Source organism: Nonomuraea solani, from assembly GCF_900108335.1.
Classification (GTDB): domain Bacteria; phylum Actinomycetota; class Actinomycetes; order Streptosporangiales; family Streptosporangiaceae; genus Nonomuraea; species Nonomuraea solani.
Genome location: NZ_FNVT01000003.1, coordinates 251,417 through 268,753 on the forward strand (window position 1 = coordinate 251,417; position 17,337 = coordinate 268,753).

19 protein-coding genes are annotated in these 17,337 nt (G+C 70.2%); 9 read left to right on the forward strand and 10 right to left on the reverse strand.

Annotated elements, in window-relative coordinates; translation table 11 throughout:
* The first annotated feature begins 7 nt into the window (after window positions 1-7).
* Window positions 8-502, forward strand: a complete 495-nt coding sequence (locus C4V41_RS12245; RefSeq protein WP_103955950.1) for a hypothetical protein — start codon at window positions 8-10, stop codon at window positions 500-502.
* Here C4V41_RS12245 and C4V41_RS12250 read toward each other — a convergent pair.
* The 5 genes from C4V41_RS12250 to C4V41_RS12270 form a co-directional block, all read right to left on the reverse strand.
* Window positions 480-1,298: an alpha/beta fold hydrolase gene (locus C4V41_RS12250; RefSeq protein ID WP_103955951.1), complete on the reverse strand. Its 819-nt coding sequence runs from the start codon at window positions 1,296-1,298 to the stop codon at window positions 480-482. The two genes, C4V41_RS12245 and C4V41_RS12250, sit on opposite strands and share 23 nt — an antisense overlap.
* A gap of 200 nt (window positions 1,299-1,498) precedes the next feature.
* Window positions 1,499-2,908: an NAD-dependent malic enzyme gene (locus C4V41_RS12255; protein WP_103955952.1), complete on the reverse strand. Its 1,410-nt coding sequence runs from the start codon at window positions 2,906-2,908 to the stop codon at window positions 1,499-1,501.
* A 56-nt stretch (window positions 2,909-2,964) separates the two neighbouring features.
* Window positions 2,965-3,594 carry a cytidylate kinase-like family protein gene (locus C4V41_RS12260; protein ID WP_103955953.1) on the reverse strand — a complete coding sequence of 210 codons (630 nt, stop codon included), beginning with the start codon at window positions 3,592-3,594 and terminating at the stop codon, window positions 2,965-2,967.
* A 9-nt stretch (window positions 3,595-3,603) separates the two neighbouring features.
* Entirely contained in the window at window positions 3,604-4,542 is a 939-nt protein-coding gene (locus C4V41_RS12265; protein ID WP_103955954.1) for a tetratricopeptide repeat protein, read from the reverse strand.
* Window positions 4,526-5,077 (reverse strand): MarR family winged helix-turn-helix transcriptional regulator, encoded by a 552-nt coding sequence (locus tag C4V41_RS12270; RefSeq protein ID WP_103955955.1) that lies wholly within the window; start codon window positions 5,075-5,077, stop codon window positions 4,526-4,528. The genes C4V41_RS12265 and C4V41_RS12270 overlap by 17 nt, the downstream gene beginning before the upstream one ends.
* Window positions 5,078-5,308: 231 nt before the next feature.
* On the opposite strand from C4V41_RS12270, the gene C4V41_RS12275 reads away from it, so the two are divergent.
* The 3 genes from C4V41_RS12275 (at window position 5,309) to C4V41_RS62855 (ending at window position 8,387) form a co-directional block, all read left to right on the forward strand.
* Window positions 5,309-6,988 carry a hypothetical protein gene (locus C4V41_RS12275; RefSeq protein WP_200823922.1) on the forward strand — a complete coding sequence of 560 codons (1,680 nt, stop codon included), beginning with the start codon at window positions 5,309-5,311 and terminating at the stop codon, window positions 6,986-6,988.
* A gap of 28 nt (window positions 6,989-7,016) precedes the next feature.
* A complete protein-coding gene (locus C4V41_RS12280; RefSeq protein ID WP_103955956.1) occupies window positions 7,017-7,688 on the forward strand; it encodes a DUF4230 domain-containing protein in 672 nt (223 codons plus the stop codon).
* A gap of 546 nt (window positions 7,689-8,234) precedes the next feature.
* Window positions 8,235-8,387, forward strand: coding sequence for a hypothetical protein (locus C4V41_RS62855; RefSeq protein WP_200823923.1), 153 nt, complete (start codon window positions 8,235-8,237; stop codon window positions 8,385-8,387).
* 159 nt (window positions 8,388-8,546) lie between these two features.
* On the opposite strand, the gene C4V41_RS12285 is transcribed toward C4V41_RS62855, so the two are convergent.
* The 3 genes from C4V41_RS12285 to C4V41_RS12295 are packed head-to-tail and all read right to left on the reverse strand — an operon-like array spanning window position 8,547 to window position 11,208.
* The gene (locus C4V41_RS12285) at window positions 8,547-9,512 is read right to left on the reverse strand and encodes an NAD(P)-dependent alcohol dehydrogenase (protein ID WP_103955957.1); all 966 of its coding nucleotides are present in this window, start codon (window positions 9,510-9,512) and stop codon (window positions 8,547-8,549) included.
* 41 nt (window positions 9,513-9,553) lie between these two features.
* Window positions 9,554-10,771, reverse strand: a complete 1,218-nt coding sequence (locus C4V41_RS12290) for an epoxide hydrolase family protein (protein WP_103955958.1) — start codon at window positions 10,769-10,771, stop codon at window positions 9,554-9,556.
* 2 nt (window positions 10,772-10,773) lie between these two features.
* The gene (locus tag C4V41_RS12295; protein WP_235030077.1) at window positions 10,774-11,208 is read right to left on the reverse strand and encodes a MarR family winged helix-turn-helix transcriptional regulator; all 435 of its coding nucleotides are present in this window, start codon (window positions 11,206-11,208) and stop codon (window positions 10,774-10,776) included.
* 179 nt (window positions 11,209-11,387) lie between these two features.
* Here C4V41_RS12295 and C4V41_RS12300 point away from each other — a divergent pair, with 179 nt between their 5' ends.
* Window positions 11,388-11,792 carry a hypothetical protein gene (locus C4V41_RS12300; protein WP_146103633.1) on the forward strand — a complete coding sequence of 135 codons (405 nt, stop codon included), beginning with the start codon at window positions 11,388-11,390 and terminating at the stop codon, window positions 11,790-11,792.
* On the opposite strand, the gene C4V41_RS12305 is transcribed toward C4V41_RS12300, so the two are convergent.
* Complete coding sequence (locus C4V41_RS12305; protein ID WP_103955960.1) at window positions 11,779-12,234, reverse strand: LysR substrate-binding domain-containing protein; 456 nt, start codon at window positions 12,232-12,234, stop codon at window positions 11,779-11,781. The genes C4V41_RS12300 and C4V41_RS12305 overlap by 14 nt on opposite strands.
* Here C4V41_RS12305 and C4V41_RS66060 point away from each other — a divergent pair.
* The 3 genes from C4V41_RS66060 to C4V41_RS12320 all read left to right on the forward strand — a co-directional run bounded on the left by C4V41_RS66060 (window position 12,217) and on the right by C4V41_RS12320 (window position 15,686).
* Window positions 12,217-12,360: a hypothetical protein gene (locus C4V41_RS66060; RefSeq protein WP_407669994.1), complete on the forward strand. Its 144-nt coding sequence runs from the start codon at window positions 12,217-12,219 to the stop codon at window positions 12,358-12,360. The genes C4V41_RS12305 and C4V41_RS66060 overlap by 18 nt on opposite strands.
* Window positions 12,361-12,480: 120 nt before the next feature.
* The gene (locus C4V41_RS12315) at window positions 12,481-13,698 is read left to right on the forward strand and encodes a serine hydrolase domain-containing protein (RefSeq protein WP_235030078.1); all 1,218 of its coding nucleotides are present in this window, start codon (window positions 12,481-12,483) and stop codon (window positions 13,696-13,698) included.
* A gap of 146 nt (window positions 13,699-13,844) precedes the next feature.
* A complete protein-coding gene (locus tag C4V41_RS12320; RefSeq protein WP_103955962.1) occupies window positions 13,845-15,686 on the forward strand; it encodes a CocE/NonD family hydrolase in 1,842 nt (613 codons plus the stop codon).
* Here C4V41_RS12320 and C4V41_RS12325 read toward each other — a convergent pair.
* Window positions 15,673-16,290, reverse strand: coding sequence for a cysteine hydrolase family protein (locus C4V41_RS12325; protein WP_235030079.1), 618 nt, complete (start codon window positions 16,288-16,290; stop codon window positions 15,673-15,675). The genes C4V41_RS12320 and C4V41_RS12325 overlap by 14 nt on opposite strands.
* A gap of 108 nt (window positions 16,291-16,398) precedes the next feature.
* Here C4V41_RS12325 and C4V41_RS12330 point away from each other — a divergent pair, with 108 nt between their 5' ends.
* Entirely contained in the window at window positions 16,399-17,331 is a 933-nt protein-coding gene (locus C4V41_RS12330) for a LysR family transcriptional regulator (protein ID WP_103955964.1), read from the forward strand.
* Window positions 17,332-17,337: the final 6 nt, after the last annotated feature.

Consider the following 17,337-nt stretch of genomic DNA (forward strand, 5'->3'; position numbering starts at 1 on the left):
GGTAGGCATGTCTACTCCAATCAACGAAGCCCTCCTCCGTCACTTCCGCGACCTGCGCGACGGCGGCCACGGCCAGGCCGTCTCCCGGGAGGACAAGGAAGGCGTGTTCGCCACCGCGGTCCGGCTGCTGGACCCGGTGGCGCGCGCCGCCCTCGACGAGGTCAACGCCGACCTGCTGCTGGGCACCGGTGAGGTGGTGGCCAGCGGGGTCACCAGGTCGCAGGAGGGCGGCCTGAACGCGATGTGGTCGCTGACGTGGTCGCGGCAGCGCAAGTGCGGCGTCCAGCCGATCGCCCTGGTCGCCCATTACGGCTGCGACTTCCACCATCCGCACCTGCGGGGCAACACGGTCGGTGACTGGCCGCTGAACGTCTTCGACGAGACGGACGCGGCCGGCCAGCTCGGCACGCTCCGGGTGATCGCCGCGGCCGACGCCCACAACCTGGTCTTCCAGGAGAGCTATCGCCTGATGCCCGCCCTCACGATGCCGGCCGTGCATTGAGGAGGGCCAGCAGCCGCCCCGGCGCGTCCTCCTGCAGCAGGTGACCGGCGCCCTCGATCCAGGACAGTTCGGCCCCCGGCACTCGGGCGTGCAGCCACTTGGCGAACTCCGGCGGGAGAATGCGGTCTTCTGTTCCCCAGATCAGGCGCGTCGGCACCGGTATGTCCCCCAGCAGGTGCTCGAACTCCGCGGTGGCCGTCTGGTCGATCTGGCTGTACTGGCGGTAGAAGGCCGCCTGCCCTCCGGCCCCGCGCCAAGGGGCCAGGAACGCGTCGAGGACGCCCGGCCGGAAACCGGTGTGCGTGGCGTGCCGCAGATGGCTGGCCACCAGGGCCTCGTGCGCATAGCCGGGAAGCCGCGCGAACACGTCGGCGTTCTTCAGGATGAGCTGAAAAAGACCGCCTTCCCACTCGCCGCCGCTCACCGCGTCCATGAGGGTGAGATCGCGGTATCGCGCGCCTTCGAGGAGCAGCGCCCGCAGCACGACGGCCCCGCCGATGTCGTGGGCGACGACGCTCGGCCGGTCCAGCCTCCAATGGTCGAGCAGCCGGGTGAAGATCTTCGCCTGGGCCGCCGGGCTGACGTCCTGGCCGTCGCGCTGCTCGGACTGGCCGTAACCGAGCAGGTCGAAGACGTAGACCTTGCGGGTGAGGGCGAGCGCCGGCGCGATGTCCCGCCAGAGATACGACGAGTACGGCGTGCCGTGGACGAGCACGATCGGGTCACCTTGCCCGAAGGCCGTCCATCGCACCGTCCCGCCGGGGGTCTCGAACCTCTCGCCGAGCGTCCAGTCCATGCCCTTCTCTCCGTCCGTCTCCGATGAGCAGCGTTGATCTGGAAACGCTGCCCGTGAACTGCGGAGACGAACCTGAGAACCACGTGGCGGGTCAAGCGGGCGCCGTCGCGGCGGCCGAGCACGTGCGGGTCAGAGAGCGTTCCCCTGGAGGCCCTCAGCCCCGGTCGGCGCTCGGCGTGCCGCCGGCCCGCCGTAAAAGATCAGGCTTCTGTGAAGCCCCGGGCGCGGCCCCCGGCGGCCTCACGGACGGCCGCCGCGACGGCGGTGGCCACGTCGGGGTGGAAGACGCTCGGGACGATGTAGTTGGGCCCCAGCTCCTCCGGCGTCACGACCGCCGCCAGGGCGTCGGCGGCGGCCAGCAGCATCTCCTGCGTCACCCCGCCCGCCTGCGCGTCCAGCAGCCCCCTGAACACCCCCGGGAACGCCAGCACGTTGTTGATCTGGTTGGGGTAGTCGGAGCGGCCCGTCGCCACCACCGCGGCATACTGCGCGGCCTCGTCGGGCGACACCTCCGGCTCCGGGTTGGCCAGCGCGAACACCACCGCGTCCGCGGCCATCGTGCCGATGTCGTCGGCGGTCAGGATGCCCGGCGCGGACACCCCGACGAACACGTCGGCGTCCTTGACGGCACCGCGCAGGTCGCCCGAGTAGCCCTCGGCGTTGGTGTGGTCGGCGATCCACCGCAGCGACTCGTCGAGGTCGTCGCGGCCCTTGTGCACCGCGCCCAGGTAGTCGCACACGACCACGTTGCGCGCCCCGGCCGCCAGCAGCAGCCGCAGCACGGCGTTGCCGGCCGCGCCCGCGCCCGCCATCGTGATCTTGACGTTCTCGATGTTCTTGTTCACGACCCGCAGCGCGTTCTTCAGCGCCGCGAGCACGCAGATGGCGGTGCCGTGCTGGTCGTCGTGGAAGACGGGGATGTCGAGCAGCTCGCGCAGCCGGCGCTCCACCTCGAAGCAGCGCGGCGCGCCGATGTCCTCCAGGTTGATCCCGCCGAACCCCGGCGCGATCACCTGCACCGTGCGCACGATCTCGTCGACGTCCTGCGTGTCCAGGCAGATCGGCCAGGCGTCGATGCCCGCGAACCGCTTGAACAGCGCCGCCTTGCCCTCCATGACCGGCAGCGCCGCCTCCGGCCCGATGTTGCCCAGGCCCAGCACGGCCGAGCCGTCGGTGACGACGGCCACGGTGTTGCGTTTGATGGTCAGGCGCCGCGCGTCCTCCTTGTTGCGCGCGATCGCCATCGAGACGCGCGCCACACCCGGCGTGTACGCCATCGACAGCTCGTCGCGGTTGCGCAGCGGCACCTTCGACTTCATCTCGATCTTGCCACCGAGGTGCATGAGGAACGTGCGGTCGGACACCTTGTGGATGACGACGGCGTCGAGGGCCTCGAGCTGGTCGACGATGGCCTGGGCGTGGTCGGTGTCCCTGGCGGCACACGTCACGTCGATTCGCAGCTTCTCATGGCCCGCGTTGGTGACGTCGAGAGCGGTCACCACACCGCCCGCCGACTCGACGGCATGGGTGAGCTGGCTGACGGCCTTGCCGCCGGCGGGCACCTCAAGTCGCACGGTGATGGAGTAGGACACACTCGGGACGGTCGCCACGTCAATCGCTCCTTCGGGACTGACCAAGAAGTGCTCCCATGTTAGGGGGCTTTCGGTCAATCTCGTGACTCGGCCGCCTGGACGATCAGCTCCACGCACGTCGGCACCGGGATCGTGGTGCTGTCGATGACCAGGTGATATTGACACGGGTCGGTCGGATCGGCCCGGTAGAAGTGGCGTACGTAGGCGATCCTGGCCCGGTCGTTGTCCTCGATGATGCGGCGGGCCTCGCGCTCGCTCAGCTCGCCCAGCGTGGCCGTCTGGCGGACCCTGCGCTGGATCGGGGCGTCGAGCCGGACGTGCAGCGCCCCCGGATGGTCGGCCAGCACCGTCGCGCCCGCCCGGCCGAGGAACACGCCGCCCTGGTTGCGGGCCATGTCCTTGAGCATGCGTTCGGTACGGCGGACGAACTCCTCTGGCGCGTGCGGCATGACGCCGGGCACGTACATGTCGACGCCCCCGAACGTGACCGTGGGCAGCCGCATCGCTCCGGACAGCAGCCGGCCGAGACCGTGCTCGGCCCGGTCATCGTGGGCCAGGGCCTCCTCCAGCGTGCAGCCCAGCTCCTGGGCGACGGCACTGGGGATGGCCCGGTCGACGAAGGGCACGCCGAGCCTCTCGGCCACGGCCGGGCCGATCTGGCTCCCGGCCGTGCCGTAGGTCGCCGAAATTGTGACGACTCGCATATTCCCAGGTTAGAACAGCGCGCTCGCCAAAGCTCTACGTGCTTTCACCAAAGATGGATCGTCGGAGGGCAACGCGTCGAACAGGCCGAGCAGATGACGCCTGGCCTTGTCGCGATCGTCGCCCGAGGTGCGCTTGATCACGCCGATGACCCGGCTGAACGCCTCGTCGACCGAGCCCGACAGCATCTCCAGGTCGGCCGCGACCAACTGCGCGTCGAGGTCGGCCGGGTCCTGCAGGCGGCGCTGCACGTCGGCGGGGTCGACGTCGGCCGTGCGCTTGATCAGGCCGACGCCCGCCAGCCCCATCTTGGCGTCCTCGTTGCCCGGCGAGCGCGCCAGCAACCGCTCGTAGGCGGCGGCCGCCGCGTCCATGTCGCCGCTGTCGATGGCCTGCTCGGCCGCCACCATGTCGGGGTCGGCGGGCGGGCCCTCGGGGGCCTCGGGCTCGCCGGGCTCCGCCGACGGCCGGGCGCCGGGGTTGGCCTCGTAGAACTGCTCGACCGCGCCCATCAGCTCGTCGAGCCAGCGGCGCACCTCCTGCTCGGGCAGCACCTGCTGGAAGCCGGTGACGGCCTGGCCCTGGAAGATCGCCAGCACGGTCGGGACCGCCTGCACGCGCAGCGCCTGGGCGATCTGCGGGCTGGCGTCGACGTTGACCTTGGCCAGGACCGCCCTGCCGCCGAGGTCGCCGACGACCTTCTCCAGCACCGGGCTGAGCTGGGCGCTGCCCGGCGCCCTGGGCGACCAGAGGTCGAGGACGACGGGCAGGGTCATGGACCGGTCGATGACGTCGGTCGTGAACGTCTCCTCGTTCACGTCGACGATGGAGGCCGACGAGGCCGCCTGGGGACCTGCCGCCTCCCGCCGGGCCTGCGACTCCAGTGCCTGCTTGCGCGCGCCGAGATCAACCGCTCCGTAGAGCGACCCGGGCCTAGAGAAGTCCGCCATGCCCTTCATCTTGCCGCATGGACGAGACCGAGAAGTCACCCGCCGCCACCCGAAGCGTGCGCAACTGGTCGAACATCTGCTGGAGTTCGTTCTCGGCGTACATCGTCAGGCCGAATTCGGCCCCCATCAGATCGTTCGTGGCCCTCCGCACGACGTCCCGGCCCGCCTCGGTGATCTCGGCGAGCACGCCGCGCCCGTCGCGGGGGTTGGGCAACCGGCAGACGAAACCGGACTTCTCCAGCCTGTCCACCGTGTTCGTGACGCTGGTGGGGTGGACCATGAGCCGCTCGCCGATCTTCGACAGCGGCAGCGCCCCCGTCTTGCTGAAGGTCAACAGGACCAAAGCCTCGTATCTGGCAAAGGTCAAGTCATATGGCTTCAGGAGCGAGTCAAGTTGCGACAGCAGGATCTGATGGGCTCTCATGATCGAGGTAACGGCGGCCATGGCGGAGGACGGCCCGAAGTGAGCGCGCCAGCTCTCCGCGGCGCGGTCGATCGGGTCGAACGGCAGGTTGAGCGGCTTGGGCTGCGGCACAGCGCTACGGTAGCGCGCCGGTCGTCCCGGTTCGTCTGATTACTCTCGGCGACAGGCGTCTTCGCTTGACCAAGAATCCGGACATCAATCATCACGCTCAGTTATGGTTCTCGTACGCATGGTGACGCGGAAGCCAAGTCCACCAGCCGCGGGGAACCGGCCTGGACCCATTTCGTTTTCCGTCTCGCCGAAGGCACGGGGGGTGCTTGATGGACGACATCGGGGAGAAGCGTGCGTGAGCACGCGGGCGTTTCACGGGAGGAGCTGAAGCAGAGCGCGGCCGTCACGGTGGCCGTGCTCCTGGCTGTCGGCCTGGTCGCGGCGTGGAACGTCCTTATACCCGGCGTGGACGCGTGGGAGAACATCGTGGCCGCGGTCATCGGCTCGCTCCGGCTGACCGGGCCCGTCGCCGCGGCCTTCGCCGCCTGGGTGGCGCTGCGCAAACGCCGGGCGCTGCGCGGCCGGTCGCTCACGACGTGGCGGGCGCTCAAGGCGCCGCTGGCGATCGTGATGGTGGTGCTGGGGTCGTTCGGGGCGACGGTGCTGGTGCTGGCCGTCAAGACGGTGCTCACCGACCAGGCCGGTCGGCTGAGCCTGTCGGGGCTGGGCATGGGCATGGCGGGGCTGGCGCTCTACTCGGTGATCGGGTGGGTGGCCGGCTGGGTGCTGCCGAAGCCGTACACGCCGCCGCTGGCGGGGCTGGCCTGCTACGTGGTGTTCTCGTGGCTGGCCGACGACCGCGGGTGGGCCGACAAGCTGGCGCCGGGCACCGGGGAGCCGTACGACCTGTTCCAGGGTCTGAGCGGGGCGCCGTTCTTCGACCAGACGATCTGGCTGCTCGGCATCACGGCGGCGCTGCTGCTCGGCTGGGCGGCGCTGGTGACCCGGCAGGCCCTGGTCCTGGCGTGCGCGCTGCTGGCGGTGCTGGCTGCGGGGATGGGCGTGTCCAGGGTGCTGACCCAGTCGAAGCCGGCCGCGGCCGAGGACATCGCCTACAGCTGCCAGGAGTGGCCGATCACGGTGTGCGTGCATCCGGGCATGCGGGCGGCGCTGACCGAGCTGGGCGGGGCGTTCACGCAGATCGCCTCGCGGCTGGCGGGCACGCCCGCCGCGTTCACGCGGGTGGAGCAGCGGCCGCTCGGCGACGAGCTGCGGCCGTCCAACGGGCTGGCGCCGGTGCACGTACCGGATCTGTCGGCGGGGTTCGCGGAGGACGCGGCCTACGAGTACATCGAGGCCCTGGCGCCCCGGTGCACCAGCGCGGTCGCGGAGGGTTACCGGCAGATCGTGGTGGCCTGGCTGCGCGGCGAGCCGCTGCCGGGGGCGCCGCTGCCGGAGCACCAGTACGCGACGTCGTGGTTCTCGGCGCTGAGCGAGCACCAGCGGCGGGAGTGGCTGCGCATGTTCTACAGCGACTTCCAGGGCTGCCGGCTGTCGAGTACGCACTTCGGCGGCGGCCCCGGGCACACCCGGATGTCGCCGTCCGCGCGGCCGTCCTCCGAGTCGGCCCACGTCTACCCGGTGTTCCCGGACCCGGGCGGCGCGCCGGCGGGCGATCCGGCGCCGGCCACGCCCGGGACGGGCTCCGCGCCGCCGCCCTCGGCGGGCTGGGCCCCTGACGCGCCGGCCGGCGGCTGGGCGCCCGAGGAGTCCGACACCCGCTGGGCACCCGACACGTCGGGGACGAGCTGGCCGGTGATCGGCACGGTGTCGTCGGACGCGGTGTCATCGGACGCCGCGCCGTCTGAGGCACCGGCCAACGCGGCGTCCGAGGGCACGGCGGAGGAGACGGCGGCCCTGCAGGAGCGGGAGCCGGCGCCGGACGAGGCGCCGGCTCCGCCCTCCCACCAGCAGCAGTCCGGGCAGGACTCCGACTGGGGACCGAAGATGTCACCATACGGCTGGCAATGATGATCGCGAACCGGGTAGTCATGCACCCATGACTACTTCGCATACGACGCTGCCCGAGGCGAGCCCCGGGCGGCGCCGCAGGTGGCGATATGTGGCCGGATTACTGGTCCTGGCGGTTCTGCTCGTCGTGGGCGGCCGCCTGGCCTGGTCCTGGCTCAACCCGCTCGGCGAGCAGACCATCGACCGCAGCCAGCCGGTGCTCCTGCAGTCCATCAAGGACCTCAGCCGGTTCGAGGCGGCGACGGGCAACTTCCAGGTGGTGGTGGACCTGGAGAAGGACGCCAACTTCCTGCCCGACGCGATCAAGGGCACCCGCACGCTGTTCGTGGGGGCGGGCGGGGTGGACGCGTACGTCGACTTCGGCGCCATGGCGACGAACGCGGTGACGGTCTCGCAGGACCGTACGGAGGCGACCATCCGCCTGCCGCGCGCCCAGTTGGAGAAGCCCAACCTGGACAACAATCGCTCCTATGTGTTCGCGCAGCAGCGGGGGTTGTTCGACCGGGTGAGCGATTTTCTGTCGGGTTCGCCGGGTGACCAGCGGGAGCTCTATCTGCTGGCCGAGAAGAAGATCTCCGAGGCGGCCGTGGCGAGCGACCTGCGCACCCGGGCCGACGCCAACACCAAGGCGATGTTGTCGGGGATGCTCAAGTCGCTCGGCTTCAAGAAGGTCACGGTGAAGTTCACCGACGAGCCCTGACCTCCGTCCGGCGGGGCGGCGTAGGCGTGCCCGCGCCGCGCCACGCCTCCGAACTCGGCGTTGTACCGGGTGCGCCGCTCCTTGGAGAGGCCGTTGAAGGAGGAGTCGTTGGGATCCTTCGCGGCGCAGCTTTCCTCCGTAGCCGTGCTCGCGGGCCCAGGCGACGTCGCTGAGCACGTACCCGGAGCCCGTGTGCTCCCCGGCGGCCAGTGGCGGAAGCCCTGCCGCGCCGTGCATCGCTGGACGAGCAGCCCTTCGGCGCGCCGCGGCTCCGAGCAGCTCCGCCACCGCCGGGGCAGGGACGCCACCCGCCAAGGCCGTGCACAGGGTGGTGATCGGACACGGCACTGTTCCCCCTCGCTGACGTCGGTGATCTCAGCTTCGGCGGCCGTGCGGTTGTCCGGCGGCCCGCCCTAGGTACCGCCTTAGGGCCTCCCTAGGCGCGCCTACGTCCGGAGATAAGGCATACGCCCGATGTGTCGGGAGGGGCCTTAGGACGAGTCTTAAGCATGCAGGGAACAAGACACACCTAAGAGGAGCATTCGGATGAACGCCGAACTCGAATACACCGTCATGCAGCACCACGCCTCCGAGCTCCGGCAGGCCGCCGCCGAGCAGCGGCGCGTACGGGAGGCGCAGAAGAGCCGGCGGGGCGAGCGCCGTCACCGCTCGGTCTTCGCCAAGTTCCTGGCCTCATGACCGTCCACAAGCAGCCCGGCCGCAACCTCCCTCGCGGCCGGGCTGAGATGCCCCCTTAGGGGGCTACCGTTCGGGCCCGCATTCCTGGTCGGGCCAGAGCACCGCGTGACGAAGCCCCGGTCCATTCCTGGTTGGACCGGGGCATCGCACTGTCCGCGTTCAGACCACTTTGATCACGGTTTTTCCGGTCATGTGCCCCTCCGCCAGCAGACGCATCGCCTTCGGCACCTCCTCCAGCGGGTACGTGCCGCCGACGGCCGGGGTGAGCCGGCCGGATTCCAGGAGCTCCGCCAGGCGGCGCAGGTCCTCCTGCTTCGGCAGGGCGAACAGCATGCGCGGTTTGCGGCGCGTGAACGGCCCGATGAGAGCGGCCCTGAGCACCCGATCCATCCCCGACAGCCAGGGACCACCCTTGCCGCCGACGAGGACCGCCGTCCCACGCGGGGTGAGGACGCGCCGCAGGTGCGACAGCGGACGGTTGCCGGCCGTGTCGACGATGAGGTCGTAGCGGCCCGGCCCGGCCGTGAAGTCCTCGCTCGTGTAGTCGATGACGTGGTCGGCGCCGAGCGACCGTACGAGATCGGCCTTCGACGCCCCGCACACGCCGGTCACCTCCGCCCCGGACATCTTGGCGAGCTGCACCGCGAACGTCCCCACTCCCCCGCCCGCCCCGGTGACCAGCACCTTCCGCCCCTGACGAACCTCGCCCACGGTGCGCAGCGCCTGCAGCGCCGTGCCCGCCGAGGTGGGGACGGCGGCCGCCTGCTCGAAGGTGACGTTGGCGGGCATCGGCAGGATCCGGTCGTGGCGGGCGCAGGCGTATTCGGCGAAAGAGCCGTCGCAGGTGCCGAACACCTGGTCTCCCTGCTTGTACGCGGTCACGTCGGCGCCGACCGCCTCGACGCGCCCCGCGACGTCACCGCCGAGCCTGACCTTGGGGGCGCGCAGGCCGGTGGCCACCCGCATCACGTAGGGGATGCCGGCCATGATGTGCCACACGCCCTTGTCGAGGCCGGCCGCGTGCACGCGTAACAGCACTTCATTCTTCTTTGGCTCAGGTCTCTCGATGTCCCGATATTTCAAGACATCGGCGTTGCCGTACGTGTCCTGCACGATCGCCTTCATCAGACGCCTCCCAGCCCGGAAACTGGACACGTCTCCATTCTCTACACGCGGCCCCGGAACGTGCGCCGCAGGTCGTCGACCCATTCGCCGGGAATCTCCCACGGGATGAAGTGGCCGCCGCGATCGTGGGCGGTGAGGTTGACGAGGTTGTACCAGGCGCCGCGGTCGCTGCCGCGGAAGTGCTCGACGCGCCGGTCGGTGGTGACGCCGGGCGGGTTCTCGTAGCCGACGAAGGTGATGCCGGTGGGCGCCTCGATGGGCGGCAGGCGGTCGTGGGAGGGGGTCCAGGGGTAACGGTTGTTGTTGGCGTACGTGCGGACGGAGGTCCCGATCGTGTTGCCCACCCAGAAGATCATGGCGTGGGTGAGCAGGTCGTCCTTGCTGAAGACGGTCTCGATGTCGCCGCCGTTGTCACTCCAGTTGACCCAGCGTTCGAGGATCCAGGCGAGCATCCCGGCGGGCGAGTCGGACAGGCCGTAGGCGAGCGTGCTGGGGGCGAGCACGTGCGCGGCGAGGTGCACGGCGAACCGCCTGTCGAGGGCGACGATCCGATCGTGTACGTCGGCCGGCAGACCCTCGGGGATGGGCTGACCACCGCTGAGGTCCCAGGCCCGGTCGCCGTTGAACAGGGTGAGCTTCTGGCCCGAGCCGATGTGGATGCCGTGCAGTTCGGCCGCGTACTTGTGCCCGAGCTGCCCCGTGACCATGGCGCCGACGTCACACCCCGCGGCGGCGTACTTCGCGTGGCCGAGGACCTGGGTCATGAGCACGTGCCAGAGGTCGGCGACCTTCCAGAAGTTCATGTCGGGGTGGTCGTGCAGCGGCGCGGAGAACCCGAACCCGGGAAAGGAGGGCACGATCACGTCGAACGCCTCGGCCGGGTCGCCACCGTGCGCGGCCGGGTCGGCGAGCGGGTCGACGACCTTGGACCAGTGCCAGAACGTCCACGGCCAGCCATGGGTCAGGATCAGCGGCGTCGGGTCGGGCCCTGCCCCCGGCCTGCGCATGAAGTGCACCGGCACGCCCTCGACCTCGACGCGGTAGTGCTCATAGGCGTTGATCGCGGCCTCGGCCTTACGCCAGTCGTAGCGGGTGCGCCAGTGCTCGACGAGCTCCCGCAGATAGGCGCCGTTGACGCCGTAGCGCCAGTCCTCGTTGCCCACGTCGTCCGGCCAGCGCGTCAGCTCCAGCCGCCGCCGCAGGTCGTCGAGCACGTCGTCGGGCACGTGGATCGGCTCCGGCTTCAGAAGGTCTCTCATCGTCAACTCCCGCTTCGGTTGAGCTCGACCAGGCGCGCCAGGGCCGGGACCGCCACCGCGATGGCCGCCCGTTCCTCCGGCGTGAGCCCTTCGGCCAGCGCGGTCAGATGCGCCACCCGCTCGGCCCGCCGCCCGCTCACGATCGCCGCCCCGGCCTCGGTGACGTGCACGAGCACCGCCCGGCCGTCGGACGGGTCCGGCCTGCGTTCCACCAGGCCCTCGCGCTCCAGGTTCGTCACGATCTGGGTGATGGCCGGCTGGGTGACCTGCTCGCTGGCGGTCAGCTCGGTGAGCCGCATGGGGCCGTGGCCCGCCAGGGTGTGGAGCACGGACAACGTCGTGAAGCTCAACCGCTGCGCCTGGGGCAGGCGGATGTGCATCCGGGTGAAGTCCTCCAGCACGAAGGTCAGCTCGGCGATGTTCAACTCGGTGGACACGTCCGAAAGCGTATTAGAGATTTATATAAATATCTAATCCAATCCGGCGACCCTGCGCGCGAGCCGAGCGGTCGACAGAAGTGGCCCCACGCGACCGGCCGCGATCGACTGCCCGGCTTGTGGGGAAAGCTTCCTTTCCGACGGAGCGATCATCGGCGATCACGTTGTGTGATCGCGGGATGAGGGTTGATGATGCCGGTATGCGCAAGCGGGTGCTGGTGTGGAGCGGGGCCGTGGTCGCGGTGGCGGCCCTGGCGGGGCTGGGTGTCTACTTCGTACGAGTAGGGCTGGAGGAGGCCGACAGGCTGGCGAGCGTGATCGGGGTGTTCGTCGCGCTGGCCGGGCTGGCGGTGGCGATCTACGGGCTGGCCGGTGGCCGCACGCCCGAGGACACGCCGCAGGAACCGGAGACCCCCAGGCCGGACGTGTCGGCGTCGGGGCCGAGGTCGGTCGCGATCGGGGGCGACAACTCGGGCGTCGTCTCGACCGGGGACGGGGCGACCAACGTACAGATGCGGGCCGAGGCGTCGGGGCAGGGGCGGATCTACCAGGCCGGCGGCGACCAGACGATCAACGAGAAATAGCGGGTCGGCTCTCGTTCACGTACTCGACGACGGTACGCACGAAGGCCTGGACGGCGGCCGTGTCCCGGCTGGGGGGCCACATCAGCGCCCACTCGACGGGCGGAGCGTCGCGGAAGGGGACGAAGACGACGTCGGAGCGGCTGTAGAAGTCGGCCACCGTGATGGCGGCCAGAGTGGCCCCCTTGCCGGCGCCGATGAGCGTGAGCATCTCCTGCCAGCCATAGGCGGAGGGACCGACCGGGACGGGCCGTCCCGACGGGGTGCGGCGCGGGAATTCACGGTCGAGAAACTCCGGGGAGAACCCGGCGGGCCTGATCAGCGACGCGAGCGCGAGGTCCTCCAGCGAGACCGTCTCCTGCGCGGCCAGGACCGCGTCGAGATCCGGACCTCCAAAACCGATCAGCCACCGGCCGACGCCCTGCTGATCCGCCCGGACGCCCACATCGCCTGGGCCGCGACCCCCGGCGGACCCGCCGCACCCGCGCTGCGACAAGGCCCTCACCGACTGGTTCGGCACACCCTGAGACCGTGCATGGCATCCCATTGCAATGTTCGCCATTGCGTTTAGCCCCAGAGCCATTGCAAAGCTGGTTAATTCTGCAGCTTTATACGTTGACGAATCTATAAACGCAATGTACTGTCGCAGACGTTCAGCGATTACCGAATGATCTGCGCTAGGAGATGGACAGTGGAAACCTTCACCAAAACAGGCCTGAACCGGCTGCACGACGTGCTGGCCCGTCATGTCGAGACCGGGAAGATCCCCGGCCTGGTCGCCCTGGTCAGCCGCGGCGGCCAGACCCACGTCGAAACGATCGGCACCATGCGCCACGAAGGCGGCGCGCCGATGCGCCGCGACACCATCTTCCGGATGGCCTCCACCACCAAGCCGGTCGCGATGGCCGGGGCGATGGTCCTGCTGGACGAGTGCCGCCTGCGGCTGGACGACCCGGTGCAGGAGTGGCTGCCCGAGCTGGCCGACCGGCAGGTGCTCGCCCGCATCGACGGCCCCCTGGACGACACCGTGCCCGCCCGCCGGCCGATCACCGTACGCGACCTGCTGACCTCGACCTTCGGCCTCGGCATGGACATGACCGCGCTCGGCAGCCCGATCATGAACGCCATCATCGAGCAGGGCCTCACCCCCGACCTGCCCACCCCGATGCCCGGCCCCGACGAATGGATCCGCCGCGTCGGCACGCTGCCGCTGATGTACCAGCCCGGCGACCGCTGGCAGTACCAGATCAGCCACGACGTCCTCAGCGTGCTCATCGCCCGCGTCACCGGCCAGACCCTGGAGACGTTCCTGCGCGAGCGCCTCTTCGACCCGCTCGGCATGAAGGACACCGCCTTCCACGTTCCCACCGACCAGATCGACCGGTTCCCCGCCCTGTACGCCCCCGACCCGCAGACCGGCGAGTTCCACGTCTGGGACGAAGCCGCCGGCGGCCGCTGGAGCAGCCCCCCGGCCTTCCAGGGCAGCGGCGGCGGCCTGGTCTCCACCGCCGACGACTACCACGCCTACTTCCAGATGCTGCTCAACGGCGGCACGCGCAAGGGCAAGCGGATCCTGTCCCAGGCCGCCGTCGACCTGATGACCACCAACCGCCTCACCCCTGAGCAGCAGGCCGTCCGCCACGCCATGGCCGTCAACAACGTCCACCTGTCCTACGGCCAGGGCCAGCACGGCGGCTGGGGCTTCGGCATGGCGGTGCGCACGTACCGCGGCGACTACGCCCCCCTCGGCCAGTTCGGCTGGGACGGCGGCAGCGGCACCTCCACCTACGCCGACCCCGCCAATCAGCTCACCGGCATCCTGCTCACCCAGGTCGGCATGTCCGCCCCGAACTCGGCGCACCTCATCCACGACTTCTGGACCACGCTCTACCAGGCCCTCGACAACTAGGGAGCACCTGGCCCCGGCCACATCGGGCACGTGCTCGCTGCCAAGACCAAGAACATCGACCTGTACGGCGAACTCGCCGACCGCGCGTTCCCGGCCCCGGCCGAAGCGCTCGACGCCGCTTGAGACACAACCCCAAAGGTAGGCACATGTCAGGGTTACTCCCCGCGGTCGCCCTCGCGACCGCGCTCGTGGTCGCCGGCGCTCCCGCCGCCGCCGCGACGGCGAGACCGGCGATCGAAGTCTCCGGCGGGCTGACGCGGCCCGTCTTCTCCTACGCAGACGCCGTACGCGAGCACGTCCGGGTGCAGTCGCCGGCCGACAGCGACGGCGACGGCAAGAAGGACCTGGTCCGGGTGGACATCATCCGGCCGAAGGAGAGCGACGCCGGGCTCAAGGTCCCGGTGATCATGCACCAGAGCCCGTACTTCGACGAGCCGGGTGTCGGCTTCGAGCTGGACCACAAGCAGTATGACGCGGAGGGGAACCTGACGAAGTTCCCGCTGTTCTACGACAACTACTTCGTGCCGCGCGGGTACGCGTTCGTGTCCGTCGACATGATCGGCACCCGGTTGTCGGACGGCTGCCCGACCGTGGGCGGTCCGTCCGACGTGCTGGGCGGCAAGGCGGTCATCGACTGGCTGAACGGCCGGGCGGTCGCCTACGACGACAAGGGCGCGCCGGTCAAGGCCACCTGGACCACCGGGCGTACCGGGATGATCGGCCACTCGTACGAAGGCTCCCTCGCCATCGGCGTCGCCGGCACCGGCGTACGGGGGCTGGAGACGATCGTGCCGCTCGCCGGCCCCAGCAGTTGGTACGAGATGTGGCGCTCGAACGGCACCCTCACCGACATCAAGGGCGGCCAGCAGTGGATGGCCCAGCGGATCGACACCGACCCGGACGAGAAATGCGCGGCGGCGCACCGGCGCATGACCGAGGGCTCGGACGACGCCACCGGCGACTACAACGCCTACTGGCACGAACTCGACTACCGCACCGGGCCGGTCTCGAACGTGCGCAACGTCCGCGCCAGCGTCTTCTCCGTGGTGGGGCTGCACGACCGCAACGTCATGGCCGACCAGTTCTCCACCTGGTGGGCCGGGCTGCCGCGCGAGGTGCAGCGCAAGGCGTGGGTGACCCAGTATGGGCACCTCGACCCGTTCTGGGCCCGCCGCGACGTGTGGGTCGGCACCCTGCACCAGTGGTTCGACCACGAACTGATGGGCGTCGCCAACGACATCATGCGGCAGCCCCGCGCCGACGTACAGCTCGGCCCGGACCGCTGGATCACCCAGGCCGACTGGCCCGCACCGACGCAGAAGGTGACCTTCAGGCCGCAGCAGGACGGCTCCCTGGGCGCCCGGCCCTCGACCGGAACCGGCGCCTACCTCGACACCAGGCAGACCGAGACCGCGATGGCCGGCGACCCCGCCACCGCCGACCCCAACCGGCTGGCCTTCCTGACCCCGCCGCTGAAGACCGCGACGCGGCTGTCCGGAACGCCGACGGTGAGCCTGCGGGTGACGCTCGACAAGCCGACCGCCAACCTGGGCGTCCTGCTCGTCGACTACGGCACCGACACCCGCATCGACGGCGTCGCCGCCGACCAGGGACAGGGTCTCAAGTGGGCCGACGGCGAAGACTGCGTCGGCGAGAGCACGGCCGATGACGACGCCTGCTACCGCAGGATGGCCGACAACACGGTGACCTCCGGCTTCCAGGTGGTCTCCCGGGGCATCATGGACGCGCAGAACCACAGGTCGCTGAGCCGCCGGACGCCGCTGACGCCGGGCCGGCCGTACCAGATCACCTGGCGGCTGCTGGCGCAGGACTACGAGTTCAAGGCGGGGCACCGGCTCGGCCTGGTGCTGACCGGAACCAACGCCGACCTCACCTTCGACGCCGACGTCGAACCCGCCACCGGGGCCAAGGTCACCGTCGACCTGGCCGGCACGTCGGTGTCACTGCCGCTGGTCACCGGAAGATAGAGCGCAGCCCGGCGGTGTCGATGACGTGGGCCATCCTCGGGAAAACGCCGCTCATCAGGGTCTGGTGGATCTTCGGGTCCGGGTCGGCGACGCAGTCGGACAGGATGTAGAGCCGGTAGTCACGGTCGGCGGCGTCGGTGACGGTGGACAGGACGACGCCGCTGGTGGTGAGCCCGGCGATGACCAGGGTGGTGACTCCGCGATCCCGCAGCCGCCGGTCGAGGTCGGTGGTGGACAACGCGCCGTAACGGGTCTTGCGGACGGTGATGTCGCCGGGCTCGGGGGCGAGCCGTTCGTGAAAGGCGGTGTCGGGCTCCTCGTGGTGCAGGAGGTGCTGCCGGCCGATGACGGAGAACGTCCTGTTGGCCGGCGGAATCGCCGCCCAGTCCGCTTCGGTGAAGCCGGCCCGCACGTACGCGATGACGGCACCGTACGCTCGCATGCCGGCGATGGCGCCGGCCACCCGCGACAGCAGCGCTTCGGCGTCGGCCGGCTCGGGGAGCGAGGCCAGGATTCCGCGCTGGTAGTCCATGACGAGCAGCGCGGTCGTCCGAGGGTCCATGACGGCGTGACCGCCGCGATCATCAGGAGCGGGCAGGGTCACTTATACTCCATGCGGTTGTCGGAGGCGCTGGGCGCCGCCCATCGAACCAGAGCCCCTGGCGTACGGTCCAACAGCCGGCACGTCACGGTAAACAACCGGGAGTTGTTCATGGACCTTGACCTCGGTGCCGTCAGGACCTTCCTCGCCGTCGTCGACGACGCGCACTTCACCGACGCGGCCGCCCGCGTGGGGATGTCGCAGCAGGCCGTGTCCAAGCGCATCGCCAGGCTGGAGTCCGATCTGGGCGTCTCTCTGCTGATCCGCTCCCGCGCCGGAGTCAGGCCGACCAAGGACGGCGAAGCCTTTCTCCCGCACGCCCGGGCACTGATCAGCCTGGCCGACCAGGCCGCCGCGATGCTCCGCACCCGGCGCCGCCCGCTGCGCGTCGACATACTCGGGCGCGATTCGGCGTCCACGGACATGGTCCGGGCCTTCTACGAGACCGCCGACGTCGACGTGGAAATCGTCGTCTCCCGGGGCGTCGGCTCGCGGGAGTCGGTGCTCACCGACGGCTCGGTCGACGCGGCGTTCGGCCGCACCACGGGGAGCCTGCCACCGGGGATCGAGCGCGTCCCGGCGTGCCTGGAGCCGATCTCCATCCTGGTCGGCCGCCGGCATCGGCTCGCCAGGCGCAGGCGCGTACCGATGGCAGAGCTGTCGGGCCTGACGGCGTGGATGCCGGGCAACGCCGGGGACAGCGAGTGGGCGGAGTACTACCGTTTCCTCAGCGCCGAGTTCGGCGTCCGGATCGACAGCTCCGGCCCGTTCTTCGGCCGTGACCACATCATGGAGAAGATCGCGGCCTCACCGGACCTCATCACGTTCGGCAACAAGAGGCAGTATCCGGTGTCTCCCGGCGTCGCCGAGATCGCCGTCACCGACCCCACGCCGGTGTATCCGTGGTCTCTCATGTGGCACGAGGCCAACCGCCACCCGTCGCTGCCGCCGCTCATCGCCCACGTGAAGGACCACTACCGCCCGCCGGCCACCCGGAGCCAGTGGCTGCCCGCCGCCGACCACCCCTTCTTCCCGGCCTTCTAGCAGGCC